Below are 17,915 nucleotides of genomic sequence, written 5' to 3'. Positions count from 1 at the left end.
GATATTGGAATTTATTTCAGGTAAGTTGACTTAAGTATATTACCGGAATACAATAGTTGTATGACTATCGAACAATATTCTTTAAAAGATGATGAAAAACGGGCAAAGATTTTCAAAGCATTAGCAGAAGTGAAACGAATTGAAATAATTCGATATCTCCATCTGCATCGGGACAACAACACATGTGGATCCATCGGTGAATCGATGGGAATGGATAAATCCAATGTGTCATACCATCTCAAGATTTTATACGAAGCTGATCTAGTATCTGTCATTCGTAATGGGCAGAACAAAAAGGGTCAGCTAAGAGAAGATACGTTCACCGAATTTTTACCGGGTTTCTTGGACAGTTTATAATACGTCCGGAAACCCATCATTTTTGAATAATAATTTGAAAGTTTTAAAACTATCTAATAATTAATTCGCGTTGATAGTCACTATATTTGCGGATATTCAATTTTAGGTAAGGATGGTTGTAGTATTAAAAATCAAAATAAATGGAGTAGTGATCATATGAATCAGCAATTAACCAATAAACAAATTCTATTAGCAACACGACCAGTAGGAATGCCAACAGAACAAAACTTTGAATTTAAAGAGATTCCAGTGGCTGAAGCACAAGATGGACAGGTAGTTGTACGCACCTTGTACTTATCGGTGGATCCCTACATGCGTGGAAGAATGAGCGATGCTAAGTCATATATTCCACCGTATAACCTTAATGAAGTGATTGTTGGTGGAATTGTTGGAGAGATAGTTGAATCTAATTCGGATCTGTTCAAGGCTGGCGATAAGGTTATCGGCATGCTGGGTTGGCAGTTATATAACACAGTGGATGCTATGACTCTTCGCCAAATCGATGAGTCGATTGCTCCTGTGTCAGCATACCTAAGTGTTCTAGGTTTGACAGGTCTTACAGCTTACTTCGGTTTACTTGATATCGGTCAGCCGAAAGAGGGCGAGACGGTCGTCGTGTCGGGAGCCGCGGGATCGGTAGGTATGTTTGTCGGTCAGATTGCCAAAATTATGGGAGCTCGCGTTGTGGGTATCGCAGGTACCAATGAGAAATGCGACTATTTGAAGAACGAACTTGGTTTTGATGCAGCCATTAATTATAAAACAACAGATAACATCGGTGCTGCTTTGGAACAAGCTTGCCCTAACGGAGTCGATGTCTATTTCGACAATGTAGGTGGAGAGATTTCTGATGCAGTAATGAATTTATTGAATGATTACGCACGAATTCCGTTATGTGGAGCCATATCTTCGTACAACAGAACAGATGGAGATATGGGCCCACGTATTCTAACGAAAATGATCAAGACACGCTCCCTTATGAAAGGCTTCGTACTCGGCGATTATGCAGATCGGCAGTTGGAAGGACTTCAGGAGCTTGGGAAATGGTTATCAGAAGGTAAATTAAAATATGAAGAGACGATTGTGGATGGTTTCGATAATGCGATTGATGCATTTCTACAATTGTTCCAAGGTGCTAATATTGGCAAAATGCTAGTTAAGGTAAGCGATGCTGAGAAGTAATATAACGAATAATGGATAATAAATATAAAACACTGATTAACATATTATTATCTGATGAGCAACGCAAAGTGTTAACTAGACTTTGTGTTGCTCATTATTTTTTATATTTAACTTTGTATTTTTATTGCAACTTATGGAAAATAAGACCGTCCTATATTATAGGGGGTAGAATATGAAAAATTTTCTTTTAAGAAGTATTATGATTGTTATATTCGTATCTTTAATAGGCTGTCAGCAAAATACAACCCAAACAGAAAACCTTAATACCAAAGCAGAAGCCAAAGTAGAAACGAAAGCAGATATGGTAGGTTTTGTAGAGCCAGAACCATCGGATTGGGTGAAATATACGAAGTCTGTGAGAGAGTACATGTATTATAGAACAAAAGCAGTGGTTAACAAGGATATTAATATTCTGTGGGAACATTACCCTGAGCTAAAAGATAATACCGACCGTAAACAAGGGGTCAATATTGAGAAAGATGAGGTTGAATCCTTAAATCAAGATTTTGATTTGTTAGATGCCAATTATAATATTGAAAGTTATGAACCAATGAAAGTGAAAACAATAAATGACAATGAAGTGGTCGTTCTTATTCATGGAAGTATTATTTATTTGAGAAATGATTTCGATGAGTCTGGAGGAGAATATTTAATGAAGGTCTTCTTAGAGCTTAAGAACAATCATTGGACGGTTGTAAGAACTGACGAATACACTTTACCAGAATACAAAGAATGGTTGAAGGAAAAGGAATAGATTTAAACCTTCTGCAAAATCGTCTATTGATTGAGGTGATGGAAAGTGATATTGGTTAAGCGTATGGGTAAGACTTTGTTTTTGCTTCTTATTATGCTGGCAGTGTCCGGCTGCGGTGCGATGAACGAAGTAGAAGTAAATCCGTCTTCTCAGGGTGATGCAATGGAGTTATTTTCAGAGAATGCAGCGGAACCATGCATGGCGATTATCGACTGGGTCGATTTTCTGATGATCAATAACATTAAATATTATCAGAACTACGACGGAACGAAGGAGGTAACTGCCAAGCAACTCGGAGACAAGGTAGGTGAAGTCTCCTATATGTTGAATGAACATGCCTGTACGGATCATGTGGAGAAGAACGGGGATGCGGCATTCCTTCCGATTGGTACCGGTATCTACGCCATGAAGGGTTACAAGAAAGAGTTCCGTGTCATAGCAAACAACAAGATTTATGAAGTAGAAGATAATCCGAATGCGGCAACAATGGGTGATTTATTGGATATTAACGGAAGAGTGGAGAAAGTAAGTCTAGAAAGCGGCATGGACGGCAGTCCGATCGGCGACTTTAGCTTGGAAGCATCATCTGAATTTATACAAGAGTTGCTGCCTTTGTCGCATGTCGGATTCAATACAGTTTATGAGAAAACAAAGCATGGAAATGGCATTTTTCTGCGTGTTCACCTTCAGGATAGTACATCTTTTCGGATCGTCTATTATCCAAATGCGAATGCCTTTACAGCAGGTGCGTTCGGGACGGAAAGATTGAAAGAGTTAATCATGACTCAAAGACAACAGATTAAAGCAGCGGCTGGTTTGTAGAAGCGTAGTACCTCTCGAGAGGATTGTTTGAAATCACAAAATTGTAAATGAAGTTAGTACAATGGATAGAGAATCAGATTTATTCTGATGGCTCTATCTATTTTATTTTTTAGCTCATGAAGTAAGTAACATGATAATCTTTGAACTCGGAAAATACATCGACACAGATAAATTCACGAATATATATTGACGTGATATATATCGAACTGATATATTAATGTTGTAATAATTTTCAAATATTTCTAAATGACAAGGAGGTCCTATTGTGAACAGTCAGGATGTAATTTTGGGCATGCTCATGAAAGAATCGTTGACTGGATACGAAATAAAACAGAAATTGGAGGACGTATTCTCAAATTTCTATAGTTCAAGTTATGGAACGATTTATCCCATGCTTACCCGAATGGAGAAAGAGGAATTGATAACTAAGGAAATTGTGCTACAGGACGGGAAGCCTAACAAGAATGTTCTAAACATAACTGATAAAGGACGAGCATGTTTTAATACCTATTTAGAAGGTCCACTAGAGGGAGACAGTATAAAAAAATCGGATTTTATGATGAGGCTGTACTTTGGTGAATTTGTTGGGTATGACAAAGTGATTATCTGGTTGAAGCAAGTACAGGAGGATTCACAAAAAAAGTTAAATCAATTATGTGAGCAGTATTCGCTTCATAAAGATGAAATGCATCCAGCACAGATTATCTGCATCCAGATTGGGATAGAAGAATATAAAGCAAAACTTGAGACCATTGCCCAGGGATTGTTAAGTATGGAGCAGTTAGACCAAGAGTAGTACTCATAAACCTTAAAGAAAATGCTTACGAAGTGAGTTTTATTCGAACCATAATCAAGGAGTAGCGCTCATAAAACTTTTAGGAGGAATTGTAATGAAAACAATATTTATCACGGGTGCGTCATCAGGTATTGGAAGAACTACAGTAAAACATTTTGCAGCAAGAGGATGGAACGTAGTAGCCACGATGCGTACTCCTGAACAAGAAACTGAACTCAATAGGTTAACCAATGTTCTGGTATTAAGACTAGATGTTGAGAAAAATGATACGATTCAAACTGCGTTAGAGGAAGCGATTCAACGTTTTGGAACAATTGATGTTCTTCTCAATAATGCCGGATATGGAACGATGGGGCTCATTGAAGTGGCTACGGATGAGCAGATTAGAAGACAATTTGAAGTAAATGTGTTTGGGTTGATCAACATGACGAAAGCCATGTTGCCACATTTCAGATCTAATCAAGAAGGGATGCTAATCAATATTTCTTCTATGGGAGGCAAAGTCACTTTTCCTACGATGTCACTGTATCATTCAACTAAATTCGCAGTAGAAGGCTTTTCCGAATCCGTATCTTTTGAATTAGCTTCACAAAACATCAAAGTAAAGTTGATTGAACCAGGTGCTATTAACACGGATTTTGGTGGAAGATCAATGGAGTTCTTTTTTAATGATGCATTAACGGACTATAAGTCGTTTACTACGACATTTCTGAGTAAATTGGGAGAAATGGAAAAAGACCCAGCATACGCTTCGCCTCCAGAACTTGTTGCTGAAACAATTTATCAAGCTGCCACAGACGGTACAAGCCAATTCCGATATATTGTTGGTGAAGATGCCAAGATGCTTATTAATATGAAGGCAAATACGGATGAGGAAGAGTATCTACATAATATAACTCAGCACTTTTCTTGATCAAGACAATTATAAATTATTGTTTACAAAAGTGACCGCCAATGGATGGCGGTTTTTTTTGTTGTATTTCTAATGTGAGCTATATAATTGTTCGATCACTTTGGATCGTCTACAGATCTCGCCAAAGGTCCAATAGAAGACATGGAGCTATCCTCTTTTTGGATATGAGAGATCCCTTTAGGAGGATGTTGTAGAATACTTCCTGGTGTAGGTTTCAATCCACGAATTCCACAAAAATGTGCGGGCGTTCGTATGCTCCCCCAATATCCGTGCCTAAACCAAGTGTGAACACATGTATGCTATAGTGGCACCTTCTCCTCCAGAAGTCCTCTCCAAATTCCATAGATTATTGGTCTACCATAAATCGGGTTAAATGTTTCGCAGCCCATTAATAGTTGCATGGCATTGGTCATGGCGCCTGCTTGTTTAAGTCTTGCTACAGCGGGGTCATCTTCCTCTAACAATTTATCTTTACCTTGTATTCCCCAAAGTAGAAGGGTTTCTGCAACATGGATACTTTCTTTGATGGTTACAGGGACACCATGAAGCGGTCCTAATCGTACCCCTTTGACAACCATAATCGAGGAACTCAGTCATTTCTTGGATGCATGAAGACGATTCAAATATTAGATTGATCCTGTTAAGGTCAGTACCATGAGAATATACATTAATTTGAGTAGATTAAAAATTTGAAATAGAAGCGATCATGGGGAGAATCACTTATTTGACGATTCAACAGTGAGATAACGATTACATTAATTTCCTTTAAATATCATTATGTGACAAATGTAATAGTTAATCCCTGTTAATTAGAATATATTACCATTGGATGCGAAAGTAAAAGTAAACATAAATAATCATTAACTCAGTTACTTTCTTATAGTTTTTCAAAATGAATTATTATGAATTTCAGAAAGGTCATATTACTTTTCTGGAACTCCAGGTTAGGGAGGTAATAGCTATAATGATGGTACATATATTTGTGACAAATGATTGCAATCTGAATTGTGATTATTGTTACGTAGCATCTCAAAGAGAAAAAAAAGAGTTTAGAGTGGAATCAATTAGCAATTTAATTAGTTTTATAAATAGGATGTTGAGTCTTAACAAATCAGAAGTGGTAATATTCGATTTTTTTGGTGGCGAACCTTTACTTAACAGAGAATGTATCGAGGAAATTATTGTTCAAGCAAAAGAACGCATTTCTGTAAGGCAGAAATATATCATGACCACTAACGGTACATTACTTACTCAAAAAAATGTGGATTATATTATTAGTAATAATATAGATCTTTCAGTGAGTCTCGATGGACATCCGAATACTCATGATAAACACAGGAAATTCAAAAGTGGTATGCCATCTTGGAATCATATATCCCAAAATATTGAGTATTTATTGAAAAAGATACCACATGTAACTGCTCGTATGACTTTTGATTCGCAAACAGTTTCTGAATTGTATAATAATGTGAAGTTTTTGGAATGCGAAGGATTTAAAATAATAAAACCAATTCCGGATTTTTTTGATGAAAATTGGTCCGATGAAAATTTTGAGATACTAAAGGAACAATTTAAAAAACTTCGTCTTAATAGTAATCCTGAGATTCAAGTAAGCTTAATTAAAAAAAGGATTTTTATTCAAAGTGATTGTTCTGGTGGAGTGGATAGTTTCTCTATCAACGTAAATGGTGATGTTTATCCGTGTAATTATGCGGTTGGAAATAAAGATTTTTGCTTAGGAAATATAAGTGAATTTAATAAATTTGAATTGCACTCTTTTCATACAGATCATTCTAAAAGAAATGAGTGTAAAGGGTGTGCCTATTTTAGCTCATGTGAAAGTGCAAGATGTGTTTTTGTGAATTATAAAATGACTAATAATTTCCATACTCCGAATGGGTTCTTCTGTAGTTTTGAACGATTAATTAGTTCTGTGAAAACACCTTAAATCTGGTGTCAAAGTGACTTCTTATATAAGAAGTCATATTGATATAAATAAATTAATTGAAGGGAGAATGAAAAATGAAAATCAAACCGGAACAAAAAAAAGAGGATCTTAAACTCGATGTGAAAGGTAATGGATGTTGGTCTGATTGTCACGTGTATTATGCAAATAATGATAATAGCTCGTCTTGTCGTGGGTGGGATTGGACTTCGCATGACAATATATTGTACTAAAATTTAGTTTGGAAACGTAGATATTACTTTTTGTCAGAAGGTCGTCTCATTCGAATTGAATTCTAATATTAGGATTCAATTCTAAAGAAAGAGCGACCTCTTTTTAATTTAAGTGTCATTATCCAATAAAAAGGGGATGGTATTTCGTGAACGACGCAGGTTTCATAAAGTTTCATAGGTATTTCAGAAGTCTGAATAAAAATTCTCGAGTTATATTGGGAAATATTTTGAATGGCCAATGGATTAAATGCCCTGACTATATCTATGAGTTTTTAAGTAATTGTATTAATAAAAAATATACCATTGAGAGAATGCTTGGAGAGTGTGAAGATCCAAATACGTATGAATACATTAAAAAGTTTGTAGAAACACTGATAGAAATCGAAGTAATATCTATCGAGGGAAGTTTGAATTCAGTTGAAGAGAAGATAAGTAGCATTACTATTGAATTAACAACAGCTTGCAATTTGAATTGCATTCATTGTGGAGCTGAGTGCGATCAGTATAAGAGAGAAGATATAAACTTTGATTATTTGAAGAAGGTAGTGCATTGGTGTGAAGTGAATTCTATTGATCATATCGCACTATCGGGTGGTGAAATTTTAGTTAGGACTGATATATGGGGAATATTAAAGTATGTAAGATCAAATTATAGTGGTGAAATAGAAATAATGACAAATGCAACATTACTTACGAAAAAAAATATTGAACGGATAGTTCCGCTTGTCAATTATATTTCAATAAGTTTGGACGGATATGATCAAGAAAGTGTTACAGAAATACGTGGAAGTAAAGTGTTTGATAAAGTTCTAAAAGTGATTGAACAGCTTCATGAGCATGACTTTATGGATATAAGCTTATCCATGATCCTAACCAAAAGAACAAATTTACATAGGAAAGATTTCGAGGATTTATGCTCTTCATTAGGTGTGAAACCTATAACTAGAAGGCTGACACCCAATGGCCGGGCAGATAAAAACTTAGATTTGATATATCCTCGCGTTAAAGGGAAGAATCTACATGATTTTACGGGTGAAAAATTAAATGAAATGCAAAGAAATATGAGTTTTAAGTGTGTTTGCGATCTTTCTTCAAAACTTTACTTATGTGCAAATCATGAAATCTATTCGTGTTTTTTAATAATTGGTCCGGATTATATAAAAGGAACAGTAGATGACCTTTTGTTGAATAGGCTAGAAGATGTACAAGTGATCCCTGTAACTGATAGGGTAGAATCTTGCAAGAATTGTGATGTGAGATATTTTTGTTCTAGTGAATGTCCAGGACATGATAACTTTGTATATAATAATGAAAATATTAGGAATGAATTATGCAATCAGATGTACAATTTTTATAGTAAAATCGTTTGGAATTCGTAAAAATGAATCAATTAAAGAGTATTATTAATGTTAAACCTGTTGTTATTGCTGTTATTGACAGTGGAATAAGCAATGAATTATTACTTTCTAACACTTTAGTGATAGAAAAAATAACACTTACTGAAAAGGGTACAGTATGGGGAAATGCAGTTGATGAGCACGGTCATGGAACAGCTATAGCAGGTATGCTTAGTGAATTCTGTGGCAATTCCATCGAGCTTATTATTATTAAAATTTTAAACGAAAATTGCAGATCGACTTCAATTCAAATGATAAAAGCAATTGAAATGGCAATTGAAATGAAGCCAGATATTATTAATATGAGTCTAGGAACGGAAGACTTTACTTATAAGGGTGACTTAGTACGTCTGTGCAACCTGGCTCAATTAAATGACATATTAATAACAACCACTACATCAAAAAACAATATTAGTACTTTACCCTATATACTTGAAGGAACAATAAAAGTACTAACTCATTCTCAGCTTAGAAACGATAAATATTTATACTCAGATCATATAGATAGGTTCTATACCTTAGGTGCAGCACATATTGTGCCATGGAAAAATGGAAGAATAGTATTTATAAATCAAAATAGTTTCGCTACACCATACTTTATTAAGGAATTTATACTTATTAAGAAAAACGAAGGATTTAAATCAAATTATGATGCATGTAATGCTCTTCTTACCAAATGCAAAAATATAAGTAATATTGAAAATAATATAATTAACAAAGAAATGCCGATCAATCGTTTGATTTTTAATGAAATCATACAAATTGTAAGAAGGAACTACAAGGATTTCAATGAGTCCCATAACTCCTTCATACAAGATCTCGATTCGAAATTTTGTGTTGAGTTGTTACAAGTTATTAAAAATGAATTTGCCTACGAAATACCTGTTTCTTATTTTAATATATATGATTTTGAATATATTAGTAATCTCTCTAATAAAATCGATGCAATATTAAATGGAACAATTAATTAGTTTTAATTTTCCATTAAGGAGAGTTATTCATGATAAAGAATTATCAATTTTTAAAAGTTTATTTAAAGAACATTAAATTGGAAATAATAATAATAATATTATTAGGACTTATAGTGGCTTCGATTGAAATATATATGCCTTTGTTAATCCAGCAGATAGTAGATAAAGGAGTACTCAAAAAAGATTTTAATTATGTTGCAATTATTTCATTGTATTTGGCTTTGTTGTATGTATTTAATGCTCTCGTAAGTGCTTCTCTAAATATACTATTTTCAAAGACAAGCATTAAAGTAGTTACAAATATTAAAAAAGATATTTTTACTAGAGTCTTACGATTCCCAGTTTCATTTTTTGATAAAAATAAAACTGGATATGTAATATCAAGAATAGATGAAATAGATACACTTAATTCTTTGTTTTCTCCTATATTCATGAATTTTTTGAAAAGCGTGTTCGTATTTGTAGGAGTTTTTATTATTGTATTAAAGATAAAGTGGGAACTGCTATTAATTGCTCTTTTATTTATGCCGCTATTTTATTTAATTACAAAAAAAACATCTAAGGAAATAAATAGTAGTTCGCGTGAACTTAATGAGTTTACTGCTGAAGCAACTGGAGAGTTCCATGAAAGCATATCAGCTCTAATAGAAGTGAAAAGTTTTAAATTAGAAAATAAAAAAGAGAGTAGAATAAAGGAGTATATTTCCTTATTATCGAATAAAATACTACAGCGAAATATTGTTTCTGTTATTGGTAATGAATCGATAGTAGTATTGGTGATGTTATCAAAATGCATCTTTATAATGCTCATCGGTTATTATATTATTGAGGGAGAATTAACAGTAGGGTCTTACTTTTCTTTGTTAGCTTACGTATCTAGTCTATTTATACCAATTCAGATGCTATCATCAATCAACTTATCAATTCAACCCGCAGTCGCAGTATTGTCTCGTCTTAACTTTTTTTTGGATGCTGTCACTGAGGATGAAATGAAAGGTACGCATTCCATGAATGAGATACACGAAATTAAATTTGAGAATGTAACTTTTATTTATCCAAATTCAAAAAAATATGTATTTCAGAATATTAATTTTAGTTTGAACACCAAGAAAAATTTATATATCTATGGACCAAATGGTAGTGGTAAAACAACAATTATTAAATTGTTGCTAGGTTTTTATAATTCTTATGATGGAAAAATCATGTTAAATGAACACGATATAAGAGATATTGATTTATCTTCCTTGAGGAGAGAAATAGGGGTGGTTTCCCAAAAAATCCAACTATTTTCTGGCAGTTTAATAGATAATATCACATTATGGGACGAGGAAATAACAAAAGAGGAACTAGTCCACATTCTTGATGGATATGGACTGTCAAATATAATAACGGAAAATAAGTATGACAATATTTCGGAACTGGGAAAAAACCTTTCAGGAGGTCAAATTCAAGAAATAGCTCTTGCAAGGGTTATTTTTAAAAATCCTAGTTTGTTCATTTTTGATGAACCAACTTCAAATTTGGACTATCAAAATAAACTTAAGTTCATTGAGATACTTCATAAATTAGAAAATAAAATGTGTATCATTATTACTCATGATGATTTTTTAATTTCTAATCTGGATAGAGAGAGAAATATGATCTTAGACATAACTAATTTGGAACGTAAACTTGTATATTCGTAGAAAAATTGGAGGTGCACGATGATCATTCTTGAGGGAAAGTCGTTATGCAAATACTACGGAGAAGGAGAAAATAAGGTAAGAGCAGTAGACAATATAGATTTCTCCGTTCATAAAGGCGATTTTATATCGATTATCGGACAGTCCGGTGCCGGAAAAAGTACGCTCATGCACATCATTGGCGGTCTTGATCGTCCAACGAGTGGTGAAGTGATCTTAAACGGAACTTCCATGTATTCGTTACCGGATCACAAATTGGCTATTTTCAGAAGAAGGCAGATAGGTTTTGTGTTTCAAGCCTATAATCTGATTCCTGTGCTAAATGTATGGGAAAATGTGATTCTTCCATTGGGATTAGACGGACAAGAAGCAGATGTCCAATACATTGAAGATGTATTAGATACCTTAAATATCACGGAGAAAAAAGGAAGTCTGCCCAATACGTTATCTGGGGGTCAGCAACAGAGGGTGGCCATAGCCAGGGCATTGGCGTCCAAACCATCTATCATCTTGGCGGATGAGCCCACAGGAAATCTAGATAGCAAAACAAGTGAGGATGTACTCACGATGTTGCAATTATCGGTAGCGAAGTATAACCAAACCTTAATTATTGTGACTCATGATGAGCAAATTGCATCGCGTGCAGACCGAATTGTGAGAGTACAAGATGGAATCATTGTGGGGGGGAGCTTACATGAAACCCACCATTAATATCCGTGACATTGCTCTAAAGAATTTACTTCTGAATAAAATGAGAACATTACTGATGATAATGACGGTAGCTCTTTCTGTAAGTCTCATTGTCTTAACGTTAACATACTTTTATTCGGATGATGTTCGGCAGAAACAATCTGCGATCAATGAAATGGGACCCTACCATCTTCAGTATGATTCCCTTACGGAAGAGCAATTGCGAAACATAGTCGCTAGTAAATCAATAAGCCGATCTTATAAGTCTTCACTTGCTCGTGAGATTGAAGTGAATCCATTCTCAGAGCTTGACATTAATATGGCTGTATTGAACACGGAAGGTATAAATACCGGGTTACTTGAATTAAGCAAAGGACGAGCACCTACGGCGGTCAATGAAATCGTGTTGGATGAATGGGTGATACAGACTTTAGGGTTACCCCTCGAAGTCAATCAGAAGATTCAGCTAACGATTAAGGCCCACGAGACTGAAAGTTTCGTTATTGTCGGAATTATGGGAGATATTGCAGTTCGGAAAGCTGCTAATGCTGGATTAATGTTAGTAAGTGAACGATTTATTGAGAAGTATAGCCCCAAATATGAAACTAATCTTTTTGTACTGCTCAATACGGATTATAATGCATCCCAATTAGGGAGAAGTATCGGAGAAAAGGCTGGGCTTAACAGCAAGCAAATAAAGATCAATGAAAGATATACGGGCGCATATGAAACGGACGCGAGCACGATCATTTCCGCCATATTCCTACTATTTTTTATTGTGATTGTAGCGGCAACGGTGATTTTCAATATTTTTTACATCTACATATCCCAGAAGATCAGACAATTTGGCATCCTTAAAGCGATAGGGGCGACACCTTGGCAATTAAGAAGTCTAATCTATCTCGAAGGAATGTTTATAGGTTTGTTAGGAAGTATTGCGGGTCTTATGGGAGGTAGCGCATTAGGATATCTCTTTATCCCTTTCATGGGGAATAGTTCTAATCTGGGTGCAACACTGTATGTAGCTACATCCCCATATATTTTGTTGTTTGCCTTTATACTCGGTGTAATCATGGTGTTGATATCTATAGGATCACCTGCGAGGAAGGTTGCACGAATATCTGAAATCGAGGCTATTCAATACAACCCTACACAAATAATGACTAAAAAGATGAATACATCCAAATTTAATCATAAAGTTACAATGATGACGTTAATTGAAGCTAATTTCTCCAGGAATCGAAAGCGGACGGTTATTACGATCTTATCTTTAACACTCACAGGGCTTATTTTTATCGTTGCCGCTAGTATTTTAAGCAGTATGAATATCGGAAATATGGCTGCCAGTATGGTTCAGGGTGATTACAAGCTAAGTGGTAAGACAGCATCCAGAACGGATAATCCTTTAAACGGCAGCTTAATGAATGAAATTAAAAATATGGACGGCATCACAGATATACATACAGAAATGTATGATGATCTTATTTATAATGCTGAGGATGCTACCCGGCATATTATTTTACAAGATCAACAACAAAGTTACGCACAAGTACGTGCAAATTTATATGGTTATAATGATTCTTTAGTTCAGATTGCTCTGAACGGTTTGAATAACGGAACAACGACATTGGACGAGATGAGAAACAATCATAATGTGATAGCCCTTACCGATGAGAACCGAAAGTACAAGATTGGAGACAAGGTTAGAGTAACTACTTTTGAGGATGTTGGAAAAGAGATTGAATTAACCATTGTAGGTACCGTTCCCACCTATATCACGTATAAAGGATCTGAATCTGACGGAGGCATTCTCATTGCTCATCAGAATCTGTTTAAAGAGTTATCTTTGGACCAAAGAGTACAGCAATTATCAGTAAGTGCAGATGGATCCAATAAAGAACAAGTTGAACATGCCTTGAAAGAGATAGCGAATAGCCAACAACATATTCAATTCACTTCTTTCGAGGAATCGTTCAACGAATTTAATACAATGAAACAAGTGATTCAGACGGCAGCGTACTCCTTTGTGGCAGCGTTGATATTAATCAGCATATTTAATCTTGTAAACTCGAGCGTGTCGAGTGTGCTCTCTAGAATTCGTGAGATTAGTATGCTCGAAGCCGTGGGCTTATCTAACTATCAATTGTTTAGAATGCTGCTGGCAGAAGGTCTAGTTTATATCATTATCAGTTTAGGACTGATCTTAGGAATAGGACTACCTGCCGGTTATTTTCTGGTTCAACTGTTCAAAAAGGAAGCTACGTATGCCGTCTACCAATTTCCCATCTTGCCGATCGTCATTCTTATTGCTTGTTACGGATTAACACAACTCTTTGTAACGTTATATTTACAGAGAATGTTATACAAGACGAGTCTGATTGAACGTATGAAATACGTGGAATAGAAAATGTTTGGAGGATTGAGTGCAATGGATGTAAAAAAGACTGTATTGAAAGTAGTCGCCTTATTGTTATTGTGCAATCTATTCGTTGCATGCAGCCGTAGTGAAGACGGAGTATATTATCCATCAGATGATGGGATCGCCTATACGGGAGAGGGGAGCACGGAGACGTTTGTAGATGTAGCCATACAAAGTACGGAGGGGATCATCTATTTCGGAAAAGTCAAGATAATAGATGATTCCCCGACTGTATGGAAAGCACTGAAAGCAATCGTCGAAAATGATGTGGATGATGTTGATCGAATTGATAAAGATGAGCAAGGATTGATTATCCAAATCAATGAATTTGTAAATAATGAACACGAAAAGTGGTCCTTGTTGGTTGATAATGTTGAGCAAGATCAGAATGTTGAAGATATTGAGGTATTCAACGATCAGGGAATTACACTGTTACAAACGAGCAATTGATTGTAAAGTGAATGCGACTATGCTTGCTCTTGGAGGATAATCACTTCTTAATTAAGATGTTTGTTCTAAATGTGCCATTATGGAAAGCACAATATGTTCGTGATTTGGCAATGAGACGACTTGAAAACCGACTGGAAGTCCTAATGAATTCTTTTCTGCTTCCATTACTGCTTTGAGTACAAAATCTGTTGTATCTCTTTCCATTGTTTGTTCGCCCTCTTTGACAAAGCTATATGAAAAAGCTCCTGATGGAAAACCTAAAAAATTAATGAGAGAGTTGTATGCACCCTCATATGATAGATTCTTAGATCCATTGTGAAATAGAGCTGACGTAGGGAAAATAGGACAGATAATGGCATTAATATTCTTTTCACGTAAATCATTTGGTATTAAATTTTGATACTGTCCACGTTTGGATACAAGTTCTTGATATTCTTGATTTGTTTTATTTCCAGTAAATGGTATGATAACAGAACTGACAATTTTTTGTTTTAACAATTTAAGTACCGATACAGCTAATTTCCTTTTAATTTTCCCCATTTTCTGAACCTCAAGAATTTTGGTGATCGGGTGTTCTTGTGTAGATAGTACCAAAGTGTTCTCGATACCCTTGCCCCCATCTGCACACATCATCCCATAAAAACACTGCATATTCTCTTTAACCATAGGAAGTTCATATGGGACTAATTCTGCCCCGGCATCTTCTAATACTCTTGTAATAGAAGGTGAGGGGGAGAAAATGTGATCGGTCATCCACATTCCGATTGTCAAGTCCTTAACCATTTGAAGGTTCATTGTTTGCGTGATAAAATCTCAAATGCCAGCTTTAAATCGTCTACAGTTCGCGCCATTGGACCAATAGAAGACATGGAGCTAGCTCCTTTTTGGATATGAGAGATCCCTTTAGGAGGATGTTGTGGAATGATCCTAGGAGTAGGTTTCAATCCATGAATGCCACAAAAATGAGCGGGCGTTCGTATGCTCCCTCCAATATCCGTACCTAAGCCAAGTACTGAACACATATATGCAATAGCCGCACCTTCTCCTCCTGAACTCCCTCCAGAAGTACGCTCTAGATTCCATGGATTATTGGTTCTTCCATAAATAGGATTGAATGTTTCACAGCCCATTAATAGTTGCATGGCATTGGTCTTGGCGAGAATAATAGCGCCTGCATTTTTAAGTCTTGCTACCGAGGGGTCATCTTCCTCTAATAATTCATCTTTACCTTGTATTCCCCAAGTAGAAGGGGTTCCAGCTATATGGATACTTTCTTTGATGGTTACTGGGACACCGTGAAGCGGTCCTAAACTCACGCCATTGGCAACCAGTTCGTCACAACTTTGTGCTTCGGATAGGGCATTTTCGAACATCATAATGGCAATAGCGTTGATATCTTTATGGACTCTTTGAATTCTTTCAATAAACGAATTGACCACTTAGACTGAAGTAAACTCTTTATTTCGTATACCTTTTGCAAGTTCATTAGCTGACAAAGTGTATAATTCCATGAGTGACCTCCTAGTTTACAATCCTACAACACCTAATTAATCCCAAATATGAATAAAGATTCTATATTTTAAATTGTTTAAAAACAAGTGATGTTATTACATTCTTATTTAATAAATCGAATATATAATCTAATTTATTAGAATATATCGGATCTTCATGAAATAGCCATTGCGGGGGATTGTGGTACTGCTATAATAGTTACGATATTATTTCTATTTAAAAGATTATTAATCATGAAGAAGACTGAGATACACTAGTATTCAAATTACTAATAATGTATAAGAAATGGAAATATATGTTTACATTCCTGTTTTAGTGTGATACCTTATGGGTGGGGATTTGAATATTTAATAGAAACGCTGGCCAGCTATCGATCTTCTCGGATTTTACTCCTTCCCCCATTAAATATACTGAGAGGAATGATGTTAATGAAAAGAAAATCACTATCCATTCTTATGCTCTTCATCCTAGTGTTTACGATGCTTCCTCTGTCGGCTTTTGCGAGTACTACGGGTCAACAAATTCAAGGCCAAGGGGAACTCGTTATTATTGGTCAATACGCTGGACCTTCTGGTCATTATCCTTACGGTGTTATTGTTTATAATGAAAGTGGACAAGTCGTGTATAACAATTCTCATTACACGTCCGGGGGTATTGGAACGGGTGATTCGGGTACAGATTCGTTTGTTGTACCTAACTTACCAAGTGGGACATATACGGTTGTAGCCACGCAAACCTTAGCATCATTTAGGATACAGAGCCTATACTTTAGATGATTACTGATTGATTAAAGTAGGAGGGGGCAGTTAGCCCCCTAACTACAACTATACGTGATCTTCTTGTCAAGGAGGAATGTATTCTCGAGGAAGTACTTGACGCATACATATAACCAAGTCGCGGGCTCCATTGCTGAGGCCTTTTTTTTGCGAAAAAAAGTATAAAGTCAATAGGAAAGCACGAATAATTGGAGGAGTCAAAAAAGGATTCCAGATTGTGATATTTTTGAATGAACTATTCTTTGAAGCTTTACATATTACTTTAAGTATAGTTTATGGCATTAGTATGATGGGTACATTAATAGAAACTTTTTTAAAAAAAGAGATATTCTTAATAGTAGTGTTAGTATCCAGAGAGCCCGCGAATATTCCTTCGAGGGTTCTTCTTGTTTACTTTCATAAACAAATACGATAGTATGGGTATAATGTAGATAATGATTATCCGCGTTAGATGGTAATGTCTAGAACACGAAATGATTTTGATTCAAATCGTGCAAATGCTAATAGAGGTGATTATAATGCATATGAAAACAGGCGTTGAACAATCTGCATATGCCATTCTTCTACTTAATATGCTGCCAGACAAGGCGGTATTACCTGGCGAAGCAATCAGTCAACAATTAGGAGCGTCCGCAACCTATTTTCAGAAACTGTTAAGAAAGTTAGTCAGTGCAGACTTGATTACTTCTGTTCCAGGCGTAAAAGGCGGGTTTAAATTAAAGAAGAAACCTGAAGAGATTCGTATATACGATATCTATATTGCGATTGAAGGACAACAGACGCTGTATTCTTCTAGTGGTATTTTTAACGATATGCTTGCATTACATGATGAAGATCAGTGTTGTTTGTTAACAGAGTTAATGGAAGAAGCCGAAACTTCTTGGAAATCTGTACTGAAAAGAGAAACCGTTGCATCGATGTTCGATGACAATCATAAAGATCGTTTTAAAACAAAAGTAGAATGTTTACAAACTTGGGTTCACGAAAAAATGGTCTTGTAAACGGGACAGGAATTG

General features: G+C 35.5%; 18 protein-coding genes and 1 pseudogene. 16 read left to right on the top strand and 3 right to left on the bottom strand.

Annotated elements, in window-relative coordinates; genetic code table 11:
* Positions 1-60: 60 nt before the first annotated feature.
* From PGLA_RS05220 to PGLA_RS05195, 6 genes are all read left to right on the top strand, one after another.
* A complete protein-coding gene (locus PGLA_RS05220) occupies positions 61-357 on the top strand; it encodes an ArsR/SmtB family transcription factor (RefSeq protein WP_068529745.1) in 297 nt (98 codons plus the stop codon).
* Between the two features lie 156 nt (positions 358-513).
* The gene (locus tag PGLA_RS05215) at positions 514-1,539 is read left to right on the top strand and encodes an NADP-dependent oxidoreductase (RefSeq protein ID WP_068529743.1); all 1,026 of its coding nucleotides are present in this window, start codon (positions 514-516) and stop codon (positions 1,537-1,539) included.
* Between the two features lie 172 nt (positions 1,540-1,711).
* A complete protein-coding gene (locus tag PGLA_RS05210; RefSeq protein WP_068529740.1) occupies positions 1,712-2,293 on the top strand; it encodes a hypothetical protein in 582 nt (193 codons plus the stop codon).
* Positions 2,294-2,356: 63 nt separating this feature from the next.
* The gene (locus PGLA_RS05205) at positions 2,357-3,115 is read left to right on the top strand and encodes a hypothetical protein (protein ID WP_068529830.1); all 759 of its coding nucleotides are present in this window, start codon (positions 2,357-2,359) and stop codon (positions 3,113-3,115) included.
* A gap of 265 nt (positions 3,116-3,380) precedes the next feature.
* Positions 3,381-3,911, top strand: a complete 531-nt coding sequence (locus PGLA_RS05200) for a PadR family transcriptional regulator (RefSeq protein WP_084410760.1) — start codon at positions 3,381-3,383, stop codon at positions 3,909-3,911.
* Positions 3,912-4,005: 94 nt separating this feature from the next.
* Positions 4,006-4,824, top strand: a complete 819-nt coding sequence (locus PGLA_RS05195; RefSeq protein ID WP_068529737.1) for an SDR family oxidoreductase — start codon at positions 4,006-4,008, stop codon at positions 4,822-4,824.
* A 95-nt stretch (positions 4,825-4,919) separates the two neighbouring features.
* Here PGLA_RS05195 and PGLA_RS27310 read toward each other — a convergent pair.
* Positions 4,920-5,402 (bottom strand): annotated as a pseudogene (locus PGLA_RS27310) (amidase family protein).
* A 386-nt stretch (positions 5,403-5,788) separates the two neighbouring features.
* On the opposite strand from PGLA_RS27310, the gene PGLA_RS05185 reads away from it, so the two are divergent.
* From PGLA_RS05185 to PGLA_RS05155, 8 genes are all read left to right on the top strand, one after another.
* Complete coding sequence (locus PGLA_RS05185) at positions 5,789-6,772, top strand: radical SAM/SPASM domain-containing protein (RefSeq protein ID WP_068529731.1); 984 nt, start codon at positions 5,789-5,791, stop codon at positions 6,770-6,772.
* Between the two features lie 74 nt (positions 6,773-6,846).
* Positions 6,847-7,002: a hypothetical protein gene (locus PGLA_RS27880; RefSeq protein ID WP_161487847.1), complete on the top strand. Its 156-nt coding sequence runs from the start codon at positions 6,847-6,849 to the stop codon at positions 7,000-7,002.
* A 146-nt stretch (positions 7,003-7,148) separates the two neighbouring features.
* A complete protein-coding gene (locus tag PGLA_RS05180; RefSeq protein ID WP_068529728.1) occupies positions 7,149-8,381 on the top strand; it encodes a radical SAM protein in 1,233 nt (410 codons plus the stop codon).
* A gap of 2 nt (positions 8,382-8,383) precedes the next feature.
* Positions 8,384-9,370, top strand: coding sequence for a S8 family serine peptidase (locus PGLA_RS05175; RefSeq protein ID WP_068529726.1), 987 nt, complete (start codon positions 8,384-8,386; stop codon positions 9,368-9,370).
* A 29-nt stretch (positions 9,371-9,399) separates the two neighbouring features.
* Positions 9,400-11,055: an ABC transporter ATP-binding protein gene (locus PGLA_RS05170; RefSeq protein WP_068529723.1), complete on the top strand. Its 1,656-nt coding sequence runs from the start codon at positions 9,400-9,402 to the stop codon at positions 11,053-11,055.
* An 18-nt stretch (positions 11,056-11,073) separates the two neighbouring features.
* Entirely contained in the window at positions 11,074-11,763 is a 690-nt protein-coding gene (locus PGLA_RS05165; RefSeq protein ID WP_068529720.1) for an ABC transporter ATP-binding protein, read from the top strand.
* Positions 11,747-14,146 (top strand): ABC transporter permease, encoded by a 2,400-nt coding sequence (locus PGLA_RS05160; RefSeq protein ID WP_068529717.1) that lies wholly within the window; start codon positions 11,747-11,749, stop codon positions 14,144-14,146. Before PGLA_RS05165 ends, PGLA_RS05160 begins: the two co-directional genes overlap by 17 nt.
* Positions 14,147-14,170: 24 nt before the next feature.
* The gene (locus PGLA_RS05155; RefSeq protein ID WP_068529715.1) at positions 14,171-14,611 is read left to right on the top strand and encodes a hypothetical protein; all 441 of its coding nucleotides are present in this window, start codon (positions 14,171-14,173) and stop codon (positions 14,609-14,611) included.
* A 51-nt stretch (positions 14,612-14,662) separates the two neighbouring features.
* Here the strand turns inward: PGLA_RS05155 and PGLA_RS29360 are convergent, their stop codons facing one another.
* Together PGLA_RS29360 and PGLA_RS29355 are read right to left on the bottom strand one after the other, a co-directional pair.
* A complete protein-coding gene (locus PGLA_RS29360; RefSeq protein WP_068529713.1) occupies positions 14,663-15,406 on the bottom strand; it encodes an amidase family protein in 744 nt (247 codons plus the stop codon).
* Positions 15,403-16,050 (bottom strand): amidase, encoded by a 648-nt coding sequence (locus PGLA_RS29355; RefSeq protein ID WP_068529710.1) that lies wholly within the window; start codon positions 16,048-16,050, stop codon positions 15,403-15,405. The genes PGLA_RS29360 and PGLA_RS29355 overlap by 4 nt, the downstream gene beginning before the upstream one ends.
* Positions 16,051-16,551: 501 nt before the next feature.
* Between PGLA_RS29355 and PGLA_RS05140 the strand changes: the two genes are divergently transcribed.
* Together PGLA_RS05140 and PGLA_RS05135 are read left to right on the top strand one after the other, a co-directional pair.
* Positions 16,552-16,899, top strand: coding sequence for a hypothetical protein (locus PGLA_RS05140; protein ID WP_068529706.1), 348 nt, complete (start codon positions 16,552-16,554; stop codon positions 16,897-16,899).
* Positions 16,900-17,417: 518 nt separating this feature from the next.
* Positions 17,418-17,900 (top strand): RrF2 family transcriptional regulator, encoded by a 483-nt coding sequence (locus PGLA_RS05135; RefSeq protein WP_068529703.1) that lies wholly within the window; start codon positions 17,418-17,420, stop codon positions 17,898-17,900.
* Positions 17,901-17,915: the final 15 nt, after the last annotated feature.

This window comes from Paenibacillus glacialis, assembly GCF_001637205.1.
Lineage (GTDB): Bacteria > Bacillota > Bacilli > Paenibacillales > Paenibacillaceae > Paenibacillus_AQ > Paenibacillus_AQ glacialis.
This window is presented reverse-complemented; position numbering and strand designations above follow the sequence as displayed.

What these genes read in the sequence shown, in the direction of transcription:
- PGLA_RS05220 (WP_068529745.1), top strand. Translation starts at nt 61, where the DNA reads ATGACTATCGAACAATATTCTTTAAAAGATGATGAAAAACGGGCAAAG.
- PGLA_RS05215 (WP_068529743.1), top strand. Translation starts at nt 514, where the DNA reads ATGAATCAGCAATTAACCAATAAACAAATTCTATTAGCAACACGACCA.
- PGLA_RS05210 (WP_068529740.1), top strand. Translation starts at nt 1,712, where the DNA reads ATGAAAAATTTTCTTTTAAGAAGTATTATGATTGTTATATTCGTATCT.
- PGLA_RS05205 (WP_068529830.1), top strand. Translation starts at nt 2,357, where the DNA reads ATGGGTAAGACTTTGTTTTTGCTTCTTATTATGCTGGCAGTGTCCGGC.
- PGLA_RS05195 (WP_068529737.1), top strand. Translation starts at nt 4,006, where the DNA reads ATGAAAACAATATTTATCACGGGTGCGTCATCAGGTATTGGAAGAACT.
- PGLA_RS05185 (WP_068529731.1), top strand. Translation starts at nt 5,789, where the DNA reads ATGATGGTACATATATTTGTGACAAATGATTGCAATCTGAATTGTGAT.
- PGLA_RS27880 (WP_161487847.1), top strand. Translation starts at nt 6,847, where the DNA reads ATGAAAATCAAACCGGAACAAAAAAAAGAGGATCTTAAACTCGATGTG.
- PGLA_RS05175 (WP_068529726.1), top strand. Translation starts at nt 8,384, where the DNA reads ATGAATCAATTAAAGAGTATTATTAATGTTAAACCTGTTGTTATTGCT.
- PGLA_RS05170 (WP_068529723.1), top strand. Translation starts at nt 9,400, where the DNA reads ATGATAAAGAATTATCAATTTTTAAAAGTTTATTTAAAGAACATTAAA.
- PGLA_RS05165 (WP_068529720.1), top strand. Translation starts at nt 11,074, where the DNA reads ATGATCATTCTTGAGGGAAAGTCGTTATGCAAATACTACGGAGAAGGA.
- PGLA_RS05160 (WP_068529717.1), top strand. Translation starts at nt 11,747, where the DNA reads ATGAAACCCACCATTAATATCCGTGACATTGCTCTAAAGAATTTACTT.
- PGLA_RS05155 (WP_068529715.1), top strand. Translation starts at nt 14,171, where the DNA reads ATGGATGTAAAAAAGACTGTATTGAAAGTAGTCGCCTTATTGTTATTG.
- PGLA_RS29360 (WP_068529713.1), bottom strand. Translation starts at nt 15,406, where the DNA reads ATGAACCTTCAAATGGTTAAGGACTTGACAATCGGAATGTGGATGACC.
- PGLA_RS05140 (WP_068529706.1), top strand. Translation starts at nt 16,552, where the DNA reads ATGAAAAGAAAATCACTATCCATTCTTATGCTCTTCATCCTAGTGTTT.
- PGLA_RS05135 (WP_068529703.1), top strand. Translation starts at nt 17,418, where the DNA reads ATGCATATGAAAACAGGCGTTGAACAATCTGCATATGCCATTCTTCTA.